Source organism: Aeromonas sp. SE22, from assembly GCF_038739755.1.
Classification (GTDB): domain Bacteria; phylum Pseudomonadota; class Gammaproteobacteria; order Enterobacterales; family Aeromonadaceae; genus Aeromonas; species Aeromonas jandaei.
The window spans coordinates 417,275-431,374 of sequence record NZ_JBCGFD010000001.1; the positions used below are offsets into that span (position 1 = coordinate 417,275).

At 56.1% G+C, this 14,100-nt stretch carries 15 protein-coding genes and 3 tRNA genes; 5 read left to right on the top strand and 13 right to left on the bottom strand.

Features of this window, described 5'->3' with window-relative positions:
* Nucleotides 1-192: 192 nt before the first annotated feature.
* The 6 genes from AAHA39_RS01830 to AAHA39_RS01855 form a co-directional block, all read right to left on the bottom strand.
* Nucleotides 193-372: a hypothetical protein gene (locus AAHA39_RS01830; protein WP_320656069.1), complete on the bottom strand. Its 180-nt coding sequence runs from the start codon at nt 370-372 to the stop codon at nt 193-195.
* 54 nt (nt 373-426) lie between these two features.
* Nucleotides 427-1,752 carry a two-component system sensor histidine kinase RstB gene (gene rstB / locus AAHA39_RS01835; RefSeq protein ID WP_320656068.1) on the bottom strand — a complete coding sequence of 442 codons (1,326 nt, stop codon included), beginning with the start codon at nt 1,750-1,752 and terminating at the stop codon, nt 427-429.
* A gap of 21 nt (nt 1,753-1,773) precedes the next feature.
* The gene (rstA, locus tag AAHA39_RS01840) at nt 1,774-2,487 is read right to left on the bottom strand and encodes a two-component system response regulator RstA (RefSeq protein ID WP_042032315.1); all 714 of its coding nucleotides are present in this window, start codon (nt 2,485-2,487) and stop codon (nt 1,774-1,776) included.
* Nucleotides 2,488-2,806: 319 nt separating this feature from the next.
* A tRNA-His gene (locus tag AAHA39_RS01845) sits at nt 2,807-2,882 on the bottom strand.
* A gap of 41 nt (nt 2,883-2,923) precedes the next feature.
* Nucleotides 2,924-3,000: transfer RNA gene (locus AAHA39_RS01850), tRNA-Arg, on the bottom strand.
* A 36-nt stretch (nt 3,001-3,036) separates the two neighbouring features.
* Nucleotides 3,037-3,113, bottom strand: a tRNA-Pro gene (locus AAHA39_RS01855).
* A 222-nt stretch (nt 3,114-3,335) separates the two neighbouring features.
* Here AAHA39_RS01855 and folD point away from each other — a divergent pair.
* Entirely contained in the window at nt 3,336-4,190 is an 855-nt protein-coding gene (gene folD, locus AAHA39_RS01860) for a bifunctional methylenetetrahydrofolate dehydrogenase/methenyltetrahydrofolate cyclohydrolase FolD (protein WP_320656067.1), read from the top strand.
* Nucleotides 4,191-4,301: 111 nt separating this feature from the next.
* On the opposite strand, the gene cspD is transcribed toward folD, so the two are convergent.
* Nucleotides 4,302-4,520 (bottom strand): cold shock-like protein CspD, encoded by a 219-nt coding sequence (gene cspD / locus AAHA39_RS01865; protein WP_033115164.1) that lies wholly within the window; start codon nt 4,518-4,520, stop codon nt 4,302-4,304.
* A 229-nt stretch (nt 4,521-4,749) separates the two neighbouring features.
* Between cspD and clpS the strand changes: the two genes are divergently transcribed.
* On the top strand, nt 4,750-5,067 hold the full coding sequence (gene clpS / locus AAHA39_RS01870) for an ATP-dependent Clp protease adapter ClpS (protein WP_005337111.1): 318 nt from the start codon (nt 4,750-4,752) through the stop codon (nt 5,065-5,067).
* Between the two features lie 59 nt (nt 5,068-5,126).
* Complete coding sequence (gene clpA / locus AAHA39_RS01875; RefSeq protein WP_033115165.1) at nt 5,127-7,379, top strand: ATP-dependent Clp protease ATP-binding subunit ClpA; 2,253 nt, start codon at nt 5,127-5,129, stop codon at nt 7,377-7,379.
* Between the two features lie 68 nt (nt 7,380-7,447).
* On the opposite strand, the gene infA is transcribed toward clpA, so the two are convergent.
* The 3 genes from infA to aat all read right to left on the bottom strand — a co-directional run bounded on the left by infA (nt 7,448) and on the right by aat (nt 9,155).
* Nucleotides 7,448-7,666, bottom strand: coding sequence for a translation initiation factor IF-1 (gene infA / locus AAHA39_RS01880; RefSeq protein ID WP_005300033.1), 219 nt, complete (start codon nt 7,664-7,666; stop codon nt 7,448-7,450).
* Between the two features lie 68 nt (nt 7,667-7,734).
* Nucleotides 7,735-8,451: an arginyltransferase gene (locus tag AAHA39_RS01885; protein ID WP_033115166.1), complete on the bottom strand. Its 717-nt coding sequence runs from the start codon at nt 8,449-8,451 to the stop codon at nt 7,735-7,737.
* On the bottom strand, nt 8,448-9,155 hold the full coding sequence (gene aat, locus AAHA39_RS01890) for a leucyl/phenylalanyl-tRNA--protein transferase (protein ID WP_320656066.1): 708 nt from the start codon (nt 9,153-9,155) through the stop codon (nt 8,448-8,450). Before aat ends, AAHA39_RS01885 begins: the two co-directional genes overlap by 4 nt.
* A gap of 19 nt (nt 9,156-9,174) precedes the next feature.
* Between aat and AAHA39_RS01895 the strand changes: the two genes are divergently transcribed.
* Complete coding sequence (locus AAHA39_RS01895; RefSeq protein ID WP_043851079.1) at nt 9,175-9,645, top strand: glycine zipper 2TM domain-containing protein; 471 nt, start codon at nt 9,175-9,177, stop codon at nt 9,643-9,645.
* 100 nt (nt 9,646-9,745) lie between these two features.
* Here the strand turns inward: AAHA39_RS01895 and AAHA39_RS01900 are convergent, their stop codons facing one another.
* The 3 genes from AAHA39_RS01900 to ald all read right to left on the bottom strand — a co-directional run bounded on the left by AAHA39_RS01900 (nt 9,746) and on the right by ald (nt 13,319).
* Nucleotides 9,746-10,993 (bottom strand): diguanylate cyclase, encoded by a 1,248-nt coding sequence (locus AAHA39_RS01900; RefSeq protein ID WP_320656065.1) that lies wholly within the window; start codon nt 10,991-10,993, stop codon nt 9,746-9,748.
* Nucleotides 10,994-11,055: 62 nt separating this feature from the next.
* Complete coding sequence (gene trxB / locus AAHA39_RS01905) at nt 11,056-12,006, bottom strand: thioredoxin-disulfide reductase (protein WP_041207482.1); 951 nt, start codon at nt 12,004-12,006, stop codon at nt 11,056-11,058.
* A 197-nt stretch (nt 12,007-12,203) separates the two neighbouring features.
* Entirely contained in the window at nt 12,204-13,319 is a 1,116-nt protein-coding gene (ald, locus tag AAHA39_RS01910; protein WP_033115170.1) for an alanine dehydrogenase, read from the bottom strand.
* A 150-nt stretch (nt 13,320-13,469) separates the two neighbouring features.
* Here ald and lrp point away from each other — a divergent pair, with 150 nt between their 5' ends.
* The gene (gene lrp / locus AAHA39_RS01915) at nt 13,470-13,961 is read left to right on the top strand and encodes a leucine-responsive transcriptional regulator Lrp (protein ID WP_005300047.1); all 492 of its coding nucleotides are present in this window, start codon (nt 13,470-13,472) and stop codon (nt 13,959-13,961) included.
* Nucleotides 13,962-14,100 lie beyond the last annotated feature (139 nt).

Genomic DNA, 14,100 nt, shown 5'->3' on the forward strand with positions numbered 1-14,100 from the left:
ATGAGGTTATTACGATAGTCGGCATGATGGAACAGCAATGATCTTGTCATGTGGAACCTGCTTGGCAGAGGCAGTTTTCATCATGACCAGATGAAAAGGGAGGCGACCAGCCTCCCTTTTATCTCTCCGCTCTACTCTTGCTCTGTTATGCACAGATTGACGGTCTGGTCGTCACTCAAGGGTCAGAGGCGATTACTTGGTTTTCGGCGCGACTTTGACGGATGGCGTTTTGTGCGCAGTTTTATGGTGCTTTTTCACAACCTTGGTCTGGGTCGCTTGCGGAGCGGCAGTTTTGGTCGGGGTGGCAGCCATGGTGAAACCGGAAGTCAGGGCGAAAACGGCGGCCAGAGTCAGGGGAATGATTTTTTTCATGGTCAATTTCCTTATTCGGATTGGTGGTATGGAGCGTTTCTCCATGACTTCATCCTATGACGCTGAGCGCGGTACTTCAGTGAGCACTTGGTGACGGTTTGTATCCAAATGTACAGGGAGGGTGAGGCAGAAGCGGGCTCCCTTGCCGGTGGGAAGCAATGCCACATCACCGCCGTGGTGGAGCGCTATGCTGCGCACAATGGCAAGCCCCAGCCCGGTACCGCCGGTGCGGCGATCCCGACTCTGATCAAGACGCACGAACGGCTCGAAGATCTGGTGCGCCAGTGCGGGGTCGATACCCGGCCCGTCGTCGCTCACCTCAAGCAGATAGTTCTCCTGCAGCCGCGAGATGGAGAGGGTAACCTCGCTCTCGGCGTAGCGCAGGGCGTTGCCGATGAGGTTTTCTACGGCGCGTGTCAGCAGGCGATGATCGCCGCACCAGGGCATCTTGATGGGAGGCAGAGCGAGGATCAGGTGTTTCTCCGGCCGCAGTGCCTGCCAGTCGCCGAGGTGATGCTCTGCCCAGCTGCCCAGCTCCAGCTCATCCCGCTGCAGCGGCAGCTCGGGTCGATCCAGCTTGGCGTAGGTCAGCATCTCTTCGATAAGGGAGTCCAGTGCCCCCAGATCCCGCTCCAGCGCCTGCTGCTCTTCTGCGGCAGGGGCAGGATCGAGCATGGCAAGCCGATAACGCAATCTGACCAGCGGGGTACGCAGCTCATGGGCGATGGCATCGGTGAGCTGCTTGCGGCTGGTGAGCATGGCTTGCAGCTGGGCGGTCATCTGATCGAAGGTACGCCCCACCCTGGCCAGACTGCTGCCCGGCGGCAGGTTGGTACGGCAGGATAGATCGCCATCGCCTACCCGGCGGGCCGTCTGCTCCAGCTGCAGCAAGCCGTGCCAGTGTGGGCGCAGCCAGAGCAGGATGGGCAGCCCGAGAGAGAGGCCAATGATCAGCAGCAGTCCCACATCGACCCAGTGCAGTTCGTGCAGGTAGGAGAGATAGGGCACCGGGCCAACGATAAGCACCTGATCGGTATCGGGGATCCGTTGCAGGAAGGTGTCATCCTCCTCGACGATGACGATATTGCCGGCGGCAAGAAATGCCTGATCCTCGCTGGCAAGGGGCTGATGGGCCAGCTCGCCAACCTTGAGGGGGAGGGTGAACTGGCTGCTCTGCTCGGCCAGCCGATCTGGCCAGCGCTCGGGCGGAATTCTGGCCAGCTCGTCGGTCAGCAGACCAAGGGAGCCTTGCATCATCCGCTCAAGATAGCGGTCGCCGGCTCGCTCGGCGGTGACCTGATAGACCACGCCAACCAGCAGAATCGCCAGAGTGAAACAGCCGATCAACAACAGATAGAACTGGATAAAGAGACGGCGCATGGTTGTGCTCCCTGATTAAGGCTATTCCCAGGCGTGGGGGACGAAGAGGTAGCCCTTCTGGCGCACCGTCTTGATCCGGGTCGGGTTGTCAGGGTTATCGCCCAGTTTGCGGCGCAGGCGGGAGATGGCCACATCCATGCTGCGATCCTGACCGTCATACTCTCGGCCGCGCAGGCTGCGGAACAGGGCTTCCCGCCCCAGGATCTGGCCGGCGTGGCTGGCAAGCTCCCACAACAGATCAAAGTCGGCAGTCGAGAGGGCAATGCTCTCGCCATCGAGGCGGACATCCCGCCCCGGCCCATCGACCAGCAGACGGCCAAATTGCAACTGCTGCGGCACACTGCCGGCGGCGGCGATCGGTTGCGCGGCAGTTTGCTGATGCTGGCGGAATTGCACCCGCAATCTGGCCAGCAGCACGGGGGGAGGGGTGGTTTTAAGGATGTAGTCGTTGGCCCCCAGCTCCAGGCTCAGGATCTGGTTCATGTCGCTATCCAGCGAAGTGAGCATCACGATGGGGCCATCAAAGCGTGGCCGCAGATCCCGACAGAGGGACATACCATCCTGTCCCGGCAGCATGATATCGAGCAGCACCAGATCCGGTTGTTCGGCTTCGACCCGGGCCAGCGCCATATCGCCTCTGGGTTCGAGGATCACTTCCATATCGTGGCGGCCAAGCCAGCTGCTGATGAGCTGGCCAATCTCGGGATCATCTTCAACAAAAAGAATGCGTTGCATAGAAAAGCTCCAACCGGAAGCAGGAGAAAAGAGGAGCTGTCAGCATATCAATGCCACCCGGGAAATACAGAAAAAGAACGAGGGAGGGTTATATGGGACGCGCGATGAATAAGAGTGATAGCCGGGGTGGCGGAGCAATGATGAGGCTCTGGGCCATTAGCATTTCAGCCACTCAGGGCGCAGTGCGATGAGACATTCGGGGATATAAACGTAGAAAATGGCGCTGCAGAAACAAAAAAACCGGCCTAGGCCGGTTTCTTGACAAGCCAGAAGGCTTGTATATGGTCGCTTTGGGAACTTGTGCCAAACGACGGAATAATGGGGTGGCTGATGGGGCTCGAACCCACGACAACCGGAATCACAATCCGGGACTCTACCAACTGAGCTACAGCCACCACTGAAAACTGCATCGATTCTTCAACAAATTGAGAATCAATGGCGCGCCCTGCAGGATTCGAACCTGCGACCCACGGCTTAGAAGGCCGTTGCTCTATCCGACTGAGCTAAGGGCGCTTTTCTCGACTCGCCTGAATGGCAGATCGATAAACTTGGTCGGTGATAAAGGATTCGAACCTTTGACCCTCTGGTCCCAAACCAGATGCGCTACCGGACTGCGCTAATCACCGAAATTTTTGCTTTCAACGTACCAGCATAACGACATGAGCCGTACTGGGCAACGGGGCGGCATCATAACCAAGCAAAAGAGCCAGCGTCAACGTATTTTTCCCCCAGTAAATTCAAGTGCCTACTTATTGCCCGTTGCAGGCCAGACCTCTCTTGGACGCTAACATCCCGGCTAAAAAAATGCGACAATGCGCGGCAGTTGAACACATGGTGAGTGGAGAACGATGTCTGCCAAAATCATAGATGGAAAACAGGTTGCGCAAACGATTCGCAGCCAGGTCGCGGCACAGGTCCAACAGCGGTTGGCAGCAGGGAAACGGGCTCCAGGGCTGGCGGTCATTCTGGTGGGGGCAGATCCTGCCTCTCAGGTTTATGTCGGCAGCAAGCGTCGGGCTTGTGAAGAGGTCGGTTTTCACTCTCGCTCATATGACCTGAGTGCAACGGCAAGTCAGGATGAGTTGTTGGCGCTGATCGATCAGCTGAATGATGATCCAACAGTCGACGGGGTCCTCGTTCAGTTGCCGCTGCCGGATCACTTCGATACCACTCTGGTGCTGGAGCGGATCCTCCCTGACAAGGACGTAGACGGTTTTCATCCGTACAACGTGGGCCGTCTTGCACAGCGTATTCCGGCGCTGCGTCCCTGCACCCCGAAAGGGATCATGACGCTGATTGAGACTACGGGTGTCAAAACCCATGGTTTGCACGCCGTTGTGGTCGGTGCTTCAAATATCGTCGGGCGCCCCATGACCCTCGAATTGCTGCTGGCGGGCTGCACGACCACGACCTGTCACCGCTTTACCCGGGATCTGGAGGATCAGGTTCGCCGCGCAGATTTGCTGGTAGTGGCGGTCGGCAAACCCAATTTTATTCCCGGAGAGTGGATCAAGCCGGGCGCGCTGGTTATCGATGTGGGCATCAACCGTCTCGCGGATGGTTCGCTGGTCGGGGACGTGGAGTTTGAAACGGCGCGCAGTCATGCTTCATTCATCACCCCGGTTCCCGGTGGTGTTGGCCCCATGACGGTGGCCAGTCTGATGGAAAATACTCTGATAGCCTGTAATGAGTACCATGACTAAAGCGTGACAATGGTGCGTGCGTGGCTAATGCCAAGCGAGTCACATAAATGAAAATAAAAAACCGGTTGCTCAGAGAGGAACCGGTTTTTTATTTATCCAACGGGTTTTCGTTTATATATTTTGTGCTTCGTTCGGCACAATGACGGAGGCGTGATTTCCTTTCGGCCCCTGTTGCAGTTCAAAGTGGACAGCCTGACCCGCTTTCAGGGTCTTGTAGCCCTCCATTTGAATGGTGGAGTAGTGAGCAAAGATATCTTCACCACCCCCTTCCGGACAGATAAACCCAAATCCTTTTGCGTTGTTAAACCACTTAACTGTGCCGGTTGCCATACTTCTACATCCTTTTATTGATTACCCAGAAGTCGTTGAGTAACCTGCGCCAGCCCATTATAACTAGGGACATGAGCCCATAGCAGACGGGCACAGATTAGCAAGTAACCAATCTAGTCTAACTTTTGAGCGAGTCAAGGAGTTGTTAACAACTGATGTGATCTGGTTAACAAGTCTATTGACAAGCTTGTGTGAGACGGTAGTAATCTAGAGGTACCAAAGCGCGATTATGAGCAAGCAGAAAGAACTCTTTGCTAATGAAGAGATTGCAGAAGCAGAGAAAACAAAGCTGCAGCCGCCACCCATGTATAAAGTTGTGTTGAACAACGATGACTACACCCCGATGGAGTTCGTGGTGGAGGTGCTGCAAAAGTTCTTTGGTATGGATTTGGACAAGGCGACTCAGGTCATGCTGAGTGTGCATTATAGTGGTAAGGGTGTCTGCGGCATGTTTACCGCAGAGATCGCCGAAACCAAGGTTGTCCAAGTCAACACCTATGCACGTAACAACGAACATCCACTGCTATGCACTATGGAAAAGGCTTGAATCTGATGACTTGATGGCGAGTGTGACACCACATTGTAGCTGTACTAGGGGAGGTGCCTATGTTGAATAAAGATCTGGAAAAGACGCTGAACGAGGCTTTCAAACTGGCTCGTGACGAGCGCCACGAATTCATGACTGTCGAGCACCTGTTGTTAGCCCTTCTGGATAACAGCTCAGCCCATGAGGCGCTGAGCTCCTGTGGTGCCGATGTCGAGCAGATGCGCAAGGAGATCCGCGCATTCATCACTCAAACAACCCCGCTTATTCCGCGCGATGACGAAGATCGGGAAACCCAGCCGACCTTGGGCTTCCAGCGCGTACTGCAACGTGCCGTCTTCCATGTGCAATCCTCCGGCAATACCGAAGTCAGTGGTGCCAACGTATTGGTCGCCATTTTCAGCGAGCAGGAGTCTCAGGCAGCTTATTTTCTGAAAAAAGCCGAGATCAGTCGCCTCGATGTGGTGAACTTCCTCTCCCACGGGGTGCGCAAAGACAGCAAACCGGATGTCAGCAATAACAATCCGGAATCTGACGATGATGTCTCCGCCGCCCAGATCGAGAGCTTTGCCACCAACCTGAACCAATTGGTGCTGGAAGGGCGTATCGATCCGCTGATCGGTCGTGATCAGGAGCTCAATCGTACCATCCAGGTACTATGCCGCCGCCGCAAGAACAATCCGCTACTGGTGGGTGAGGCGGGTGTGGGCAAGACTGCCATTGCGGAAGGTCTGGCTTACCGTATCGTCAAGGGCGATGTGCCCGAGGTGATTGCCGGTAGCACCATCTACTCGCTGGATATGGGCTCTCTGCTGGCAGGAACCAAATACCGCGGCGATTTCGAGAAACGTCTCAAGGTATTGCTCAAGCAGATTGAGCGTCAGGAAGGGGCCATCCTCTTTATCGACGAGATCCACACTATCATCGGTGCAGGTGCTGCGTCAGGTGGCCAGCTGGATGCTGCAAACCTTATCAAGCCGCTGCTCTCCAATGGTTTGCTCCGTTGTGTCGGCTCCACTACCTATCAGGAATATGCCCAGATCTTCGAAAAAGACCGCGCCTTGGCTCGTCGTTTCCAGAAGATCGATATCACCGAGCCGACCGTGGATGACACAACCCGTATCCTGATGGGCCTCAAGAGCCGCTACGAGGCTCACCATGGAGTGCGTTATACCGCCAAGGCGATTCGCGCTGCGGCAGAGCTGTCCGCCAAGTACATCAACGATCGTCACTTGCCGGACAAGGCAATCGACGTGATCGATGAGGCGGGAGCTGGCCAACGGTTGTTGCCAGCGAGCAAGCGCAAGAAAGTGATCAACGTGCAGGAGATTGAAGCAATCGTCGCCAAGATCGCCCGCATTCCGGAAAAATCAGTCTCCTCTTCAGATAAAGAGGTACTGAAGAACCTGGAGCGCAATCTCAAGATGGTGGTCTTTGGTCAGGACAAAGCTATCGAGGTGCTGACCGATGCCATTCGCCTCTCGCGCTCAGGTCTGGGTAACGAGCGTCGCCCGGTGGGGTGTTTCCTCTTCGCCGGCCCGACCGGGGTGGGCAAGACCGAAGTTACCCAACAGCTTGGCAAGGCGCTGGGGGTGGAGATGCTGCGCTTTGACATGTCCGAGTATATGGAGCGTCACACCGTCTCCCGTCTGATTGGTGCACCTCCCGGATATGTCGGTTTCGAGCAGGGTGGTCTGCTGACTGATGCGGTGATCAAGCACCCTCATTCCGTTGTGTTGCTTGACGAAATAGAGAAGGCGCACCCGGATGTCTTCAACCTGTTGTTGCAGGTGATGGACAACGGTACCTTGACTGACAATAACGGGCGCAAGGCGGATTTTCGAAATGTCATTCTGGTGATGACTACCAACGCCGGTGTGCAGGAGACCCAGCGCAAGTCGATTGGCTTCCAGCAGCAGGATCTGAGCCACGATGCCATGGCGGTGATCAACAAGACCTTCAGTCCGGAATTCCGTAACCGACTTGATCACACCATCTGGTTCAACCATCTCGACATGACAGTGATCCACCAGGTGGTCGACAAGTTCATCGTTGAGTTGCAGGTGCAGCTGGATGCGAAAGGGGTGTCTTTGGAAGTATCCGAGCGTGCCCGTCACTGGTTGGCCGAGAAGGGGTATGACAGAGCCATGGGGGCCAGACCTATGGGTCGGGTCATTCAGGAGCACCTCAAGAAACCGTTGGCTAACGAGATCCTGTTCGGCTCACTGGTTGATGGGGGAATAGTGAAGGTTGAGCTGGTAAATGACAGCCTCAGCTTTGATTTTCAGGTCAATGTTGAAGCTGTTTCCCACTAAGTAACCGTAATTAGAAAACGACAAAAAACCCCAACCGACAGGTTGGGGTTTTTTGCTGAATTCCTGGCTTAGCGAGAGCGGAAAACAATACGTCCCTTGGAGAGATCGTAGGGAGTCAGTGCTACCGTTACTTTGTCTCCAGTCAGGATACGAATGTAGTTTTTGCGCATCTTGCCGGAAATATGAGCGATAACCACGTGACCATTCTCCAGTTCCACACGGAACATGGTATTGGGCAGGGTTTCGAGAATAGTGCCCTGCATCTCAATACTGTCTTCTTTAGCCATTGAATCCTCTTGATAAGCCACAACAAAAAACCGCTGGATCATGCCGGATTTAAGGCTATGTGTAAAGTTTACTCGGGCTTGCCGTCGATATTTTTCCATTCTCCATGAATGAGCACCTCGTGAGGGAGGTAATTGCGCTTGTAATTCATCTTGCGGCACGCCTCAACCAGATAGCCGAGATAGAGCCAGCTTCGTCCGGTACGCCTGGCCAGATCAAGCTGACTCAGAATGGCAAAGGTGCCGAGCGAGCGGTCGGCATAATCGGGGTCGAAGAAGGTATACATGGCGCTGAGGGAGTGGGGCAGCAGATCCGTAGTAGCCACGCCAATAAGGCGACCCTCCTTTCTCATTTCCAGATAGAGGGGCGGCATCCAGTCGCAATGGAGAAAACCGCGGTACTGTTTGCGGTTGGGGGGATACATGCTGCCATCCTGGTGGCGTTCGCTGATGTAGCGTTCATAAAGCTGGTAATACTCGGGCTTGTCATCGTAGCTCAGGACGATGTCGATATCCCTGTTGAGCTGGCGGATGCGTTTTTGTCCCCGGCTGGGTCTGAAGTGCTCGCTGTGAATGCGCAGCGATTGACAGGCATGACAGGCGGGGCAGTGGGGGCGATAGATGTCGTTGCCACTGCGGCGAAATCCGGCGGTCAGCAGGCGTTCGTAACCGTGGGCGTTGAGCAGGTTGTGATCCATCAGAACCAGCAACTGCTCCTGCTCATGATCCAGATAACTGCAGGGATGCTTGGGGGTTAGCCCAACCTTGAGGATCACTTCTTCGGTCATAAGCGGATCTCTCCCTTTTGCCAGCATGAATCCAATAGCGATTGGCGGCTCAGTTGCGCCAGTTCGGTCAGAAAGCGCGCTCTTGGCCACTCTTCAATACCCAACGTGGCCAGAAACGGATTCTGCATCTGGCAGTCGACAAGGGCGCCTCCGTGCCGGGCAAAGTGGCGACAGAGTGCCACCATGGCCAGCTTGGCGCCGTTATCGATATGGCTGAACATGGACTCGCCACAGAACAACCGGCCAATCGACAGGCCATAAAGACCCGCTTGCAGTTTTCCCTCTTGCCAGATCTCGACCGAATGAGCGTGGCCCAGACGGTGCAGCCGTTGGTAGGCCTCGATCATGGGTTGACTGATCCAGGTGCCATCGGCTGTGCGACGAGGCGCGGCGCAGGCATTGATTACCTCATTAAAGGCGCGATTGACGGAAATATCGAATGGGGTTCGGCGGATAATCTTCTGCAAGGTACGCCCAACATGCAGCTCATCAGGGCGGATCACACCGCGCGGATCCGGTGACCACCACAGGGTCGGCTGGTGGGGTTCGTTCCACGGGAAGATCCCCTTGTGGTAAGCTGCCAGCAATCTGGCAGGGGAGAGAGCCCCGCCGATCGCCAGCAGACCGTTGGGCTCTTCCAGGGCATGCGAGGGGTCGGGAAACCAGCAGAGCTCATCATCCAGTTGAGTGAGATAGCGAGACATAAGGCAACGAGGTTCGTAGATGAAGGCCATTATCCTGATAGTATCCAGCTTGCTCTGCTTTGTCACTGCGCCCGCCGGGGCCGAGGTTTACCAGCGCAACACGGCCCGCCCGGTCAATCAGGTGGTGTTTGGCCAGGTCGAGACGGTGCGCAATATTACCCAGCGCCAGATCCTGGAGTCGGAGCGTTCCGGCTGGAAAACCCTGGGCGGGGCAGTACTGGGCGGCTTGCTTGGTAACCAGTTTGGTGGCGGCCATGGCCGTGAAATTGCCACCGCCGTCGGGGCGCTTGCCGGGGCCGCTGCGGCGCAGCAGTATCAGTCAGGCGACACGGTAGTGGAGAACAAACTGGTCGAGCTACTTATTCGCAACGAGCAGAACGGGCTGGTCAATGTGATCCAGGATTATGATCCCGCCATGGTCTTCAGCAGTGGCGATAAAGTACGCATTCTCTATTTTGATGACGGCGTGCGAGTCGACAAGACGTTTTAAGCCGGTTGATATCAAAAGGTGTCGAGAGGGGAGATAACCCGCAGACTTTCCGGTTGGCAGAAAGTCTTGCGGGCGGTAATACACGGGACTGCGCAGGAAACTAGATGGCGTTCTCTTGCGAGACTATCTTGTCACGGCCGGTGTTCTTGGCCTGATACAGGAGCCGATCCGCTTCGCTCAGCGCCTCGTCCATGGATACCCGCCCGATACTGACCACACCATAGCTGGCGCGAACAAAGAGCGGAACATCCGGTGACAAGGGGTGCTGGCGCAACTGCTGACGCAGCCCTTCAAGACGCTTGATCAACACGGGGACGGTGCAGTGGGGCACCATCAGGGCAAACTCCTCGCCGCCAAAGCGGGCGATCATTGCATCGGGGAAGAACTGGGTCAGTTGGCGGGTCAGATGGCAGAGCAGCTGATCGCCAATGGCATGGCCCCAGTGATCGTTGACCTGCTTGAAGTGATCCACATCGAGCACGCAGAGTGAAAGTGTACTCTGCAGCCGCTGATGCTCCTCGAACCATTTCTGCCCTTCGTTGAACCAGTAGCGACGGTTGTAAAGACCGGTCAGGTAGTCGCGATTGGCCGACTCCTGAATGCTGTTGAACTGCTCGAGTGCCTCCAGATTGTGGCTGACCCGGCACTGCAACTCTTCCGGTTCAAACGGTTGGTTGAGAAAGTCGTTGGCCCCCTGTTTCAGGTAGCGAGCGGAGAGACCGCGCTTGTCCGAGACCGAGATCCCGATAATTGCCAGCTGCTGTTTGCTGTAACGCTCTCTCAGCATGCGCACCAGACTGATGCCATCGATCTCCGGCATATAGTAGTCGACCAGTGCCAGCCGGATGCCGGGATATTGCTCCAGCATCGCCATCGCTTCGCGTGCGTGACTCGCTTCGTGCACCTGCAGCAGTTGCTTGCGCAACTGGGCCATGGTGCGGTGGCGGGAGGTGCGCGAATCATCGACGACCAGCACTTCGATGGACTGGTTGAGATAGAGGCGGTGCACCAGGCTGACCGCATATTGCAGCGAGTGGCGCGAATCCTTCATCACATAGTCCAGTACGCCGGTTTCCAGCCAGGCCGCACGTTTATCCTCGCTGATATCGGCGGTGAGGATCACCACTGGCAAGCCGCGCTCCAGCAACACGCTGACCGCTTCCCCGCGAGGTGCATCCGGCAAGGTCAGATCCACCAGGGCGACCACATACTCATCTCCCCGACAGTGACGGGCGCCTTCGAGGGTATCAAAGGCGTCGATCTCCAGACCGGTCTGCTGGGCTATCGCCTGGGTCAGCATACGGCGGATCGTCAGGCTATCTTCGACAATCAATATCTTCTGTTTCATTAGACTCCTTCAAATAAAAAAGGCATACCGACTGGTATGCCTTATATCACATATGCGCTTATTTATTGCGCATCGAGATAGCGTTCTGCATCGAGGGCAGCCATGCAGCCGGTACCGGCAGAGGTGATGGCCTGACGGTAGTTGTGGTCAGCAACATCGCCGGCAGCGAAGACACCTTCAATGCTGGTCTGGGTGGCAAAACCGTCGAGACCGCCACGTACTTTCAGATAGCCGTTTTGCATCTCCAGCTGGCCATCGAAGATCTGGGTGTTGGGCTGATGGCCGATGGCAATGAAGACGCCCATCAGCGGCAGCTCGCTGGTGCTGTTGTCCTGGGTGTTACGCAGGCGCACACCGGTAACCCCCATCTGATCGCCCAGCACTTCGTCCAGGGTCTGGTGAGTGTGCAGTACGATGTTGCCACTCTCGACCTTGTCGTGCAGACGTTTGATCAGGATCTTCTCGGCGCGGAACTCGTCGCGACGGTGAATGAGGTGCACCTTTTTAGCGATGTTGGCCAGATAGAGCGCCTCTTCCACGGCAGTGTTGCCGCCGCCGATCACCGCCACTTCCTGATTGCGGTAGAAGAAACCGTCGCAGGTGGCGCAGGCGGAGACGCCGCGACCCTTGAAGGCTTCTTCAGAAGGCAGGCCCAGATATTTGGCGGAGGCGCCGGTCGCGATGATCAGGGCATCGCAGGTGTATTCGCCGTTGTCACCCTTGAGGCGGAACGGGCGCTGGGTCAGTTCGACGCTGTTGATGTGATCAAACAGAATGCGCGTATCGAACTTCTCTGCATGAGTTTTCATGCGCTCCATCAGGGCCGGGCCGGTCAGGCCTTCCGGATCGCCGGGCCAGTTCTCTACCTCGGTGGTGGTGGTCAGCTGGCCACCTTGCTGCATACCGGTGATGAGCAGGGGATTGAGGTTGGCGCGGGCGGCGTAGACGGCAGCGGTGTAACCGGCCGGGCCGGAGCCCAGGATCAGCAGTTTGCTGTGAGTGACTTGGCTCATGATGTGATTTCCGAGACGTGATGAGTTTGCGCGATTGTAGGTAATTCGTGATCCGGGGTCAAAGGCCAGTGAGTCGATTGTTTCAATCGCCTTCCCGCATCAACGCTCGGTTTTGCCGAGCACTATAAAAGAGATAAAAAAACCGCCCATCGCGGGCGGATTTTCACTCATCTCCAACTGGCGCAAGCCAGTGCAGATCAGTTCAGCAGGGTCAGGGGATCAGTGTAGGCAAGGCCATGAGCCACGGCAACCTCCTTGCAGGTGAGCTTGCCCTCCATCACGTTGAGACCGTGCAGCAGGTTGGGATCGCTCAGCAGTGCCTGACGATACCCTTGCTGGGCCAGCTTGATAATGAAGGGAAGGGTAGCGTTATTGAGTGCCACGGTCGAGGTACGTGCCACTGCCCCCGGCATGTTGGCCACGCAGTAGTGCACCACGTCATCGACGATGAAGGTGGGATCTTCGTGGGTAGTGGGGTGCGAGGTCGCCACGCAGCCACCCTGATCGATCGCCACATCGACGATAGCCGAGCCCGGCTTCATGCGCGCAATGTGGTCACGGCTGACAAGTTTTGGCGCAGTGGCGCCCGGTACCAGCACGCCGCCGATGACCAGATCGGCCGCCAGCAGATGGCGTTCCAGACTTTCGCTGTTGGAGTAGACCACTTTGGCCGCACCCTGAAACTCGTTGTCGAGACGGCGCAGGGTATCGACATTGTTGTCGAGGATGGTCACGTCGGCGCGCATGCCAATGGCCATGCGGGCTGCGTTGGAGCCAACCACGCCACCACCGATGATCACCACCTTGGCCGGTTCGACACCGGGTACGCCGCCCAGCAGCACACCGCTACCGCCGCGGGATTTCTCCAGCGCCTGGGCGCCCGCCTGAATGGACATGCGACCCGCGACTTCCGACATGGGCGCCAGCAGGGGCAGACCACCACGGCCGTCGGTGACGGTCTCGTAGGCGATGCAGATGGCACCACTTTTCAGCAATGCTTCAGTTTGTGGCAGATCCGGTGCCAGATGGAGGTAGGTAAACAGGGTCTGACCCGGTCGCAACATGGCACACTCGACAGGCTGGGGCTCCTTGACCTTGACGATCATCTCCGCCTTGGCGAAAACCTCGGCGGCAGAGGCCAAAATTTCGGCACCAGCAGCCGTATAATCTGCATCGCTAAAGCCAATCCCGTTTCCGGCACCGCTTTGGACGAAAACAGTATGGTTTCGTGCTGTCAGTTCACGTACACTGGCCGGAACCATGCCTACGCGATATTCATGGTTTTTTATCTCTTTAGGTACACCGATAATCATGCTATCCCTCGTCTATCGATTGGTGTTTCATGTTGCCAAAATGTTAACCAACATTTGCGCCTAGTATATTCAGGTATTGACAGGATTTGTGACCATAATTATAAAATGAATGGTGATTCTTACCAAAAAATAGCCAAAGGATGGAATAAAATGATGGAAGCTAAGAGTCGGCTAAAGGATTTGGACAGGATTGACCGCAACATTCTCAATGAACTGCAAAAGGATGGCAGGATCTCGAATGTTGAGTTGTCCAAACGAGTTGGCCTGAGTCCTACACCGTGTCTGGAACGGGTTCGTCGCCTCGAGCGACAAGGCTATATCGAAGGGTATGCCGCGATTCTGAACCCTCATTATCTGGATGCGTCTCTGCTGGTCTTTGTGGAAATTACCCTCAACCGTGGAGCCCCCGATGTGTTTGAACAGTTCAACAAGGCTGTTCAGGTGCTCGAGGAGATCCAGGAGTGTCATCTGGTCTCGGGTGATTTCGACTACCTGCTCAAGACCCGGGTAAGCGACATGTCGGCTTATCGCCGCCTGCTGGGTGAGACCCTGCTGCGCTTGCCGGGGGTCAATGACACCCGCACCTACGTGGTGATGGAGGAGGTCAAGCAGAGCAGCCGTCTGGTGATCAGCACCCGATAAAGCAGATTATGCCGTGGTTTCTTTTCCATATGAGACACTGCGACAGTCAGAAACGAGCGGCCGGTCCGCTCGTTTCTTCTTGTAAAGATGATTGCAAATATGGCCCCGTCCCATCAGGCACAGGCTGACAATCGATGGG

Excerpts from the sequence above, each read along its gene's own strand:
- trxB (WP_041207482.1), bottom strand. The coding sequence starts at position 12,006 with ATGAGCCAAGTCACTCACAGCAAACTGCTGATCCTGGGCTCCGGCCCG.
- aat (WP_320656066.1), bottom strand. The coding sequence starts at position 9,155 with ATGTCTCGCTATCTCACTCAACTGGATGATGAGCTCTGCTGGTTTCCC.
- AAHA39_RS01895 (WP_043851079.1), top strand. The coding sequence starts at position 9,175 with ATGAAGGCCATTATCCTGATAGTATCCAGCTTGCTCTGCTTTGTCACT.
- rstB (WP_320656068.1), bottom strand. The coding sequence starts at position 1,752 with ATGCGCCGTCTCTTTATCCAGTTCTATCTGTTGTTGATCGGCTGTTTC.
- folD (WP_320656067.1), top strand. The coding sequence starts at position 3,336 with ATGTCTGCCAAAATCATAGATGGAAAACAGGTTGCGCAAACGATTCGC.
- infA (WP_005300033.1), bottom strand. The coding sequence starts at position 7,666 with ATGGCTAAAGAAGACAGTATTGAGATGCAGGGCACTATTCTCGAAACC.
- ald (WP_033115170.1), bottom strand. The coding sequence starts at position 13,319 with ATGATTATCGGTGTACCTAAAGAGATAAAAAACCATGAATATCGCGTA.
- clpA (WP_033115165.1), top strand. The coding sequence starts at position 5,127 with ATGTTGAATAAAGATCTGGAAAAGACGCTGAACGAGGCTTTCAAACTG.
- AAHA39_RS01885 (WP_033115166.1), bottom strand. The coding sequence starts at position 8,451 with ATGACCGAAGAAGTGATCCTCAAGGTTGGGCTAACCCCCAAGCATCCC.
- lrp (WP_005300047.1), top strand. The coding sequence starts at position 13,470 with ATGATGGAAGCTAAGAGTCGGCTAAAGGATTTGGACAGGATTGACCGC.
- clpS (WP_005337111.1), top strand. The coding sequence starts at position 4,750 with ATGAGCAAGCAGAAAGAACTCTTTGCTAATGAAGAGATTGCAGAAGCA.
- AAHA39_RS01830 (WP_320656069.1), bottom strand. The coding sequence starts at position 372 with ATGAAAAAAATCATTCCCCTGACTCTGGCCGCCGTTTTCGCCCTGACT.
- rstA (WP_042032315.1), bottom strand. The coding sequence starts at position 2,487 with ATGCAACGCATTCTTTTTGTTGAAGATGATCCCGAGATTGGCCAGCTC.
- AAHA39_RS01900 (WP_320656065.1), bottom strand. The coding sequence starts at position 10,993 with ATGAAACAGAAGATATTGATTGTCGAAGATAGCCTGACGATCCGCCGT.
- cspD (WP_033115164.1), bottom strand. The coding sequence starts at position 4,520 with ATGGCAACCGGCACAGTTAAGTGGTTTAACAACGCAAAAGGATTTGGG.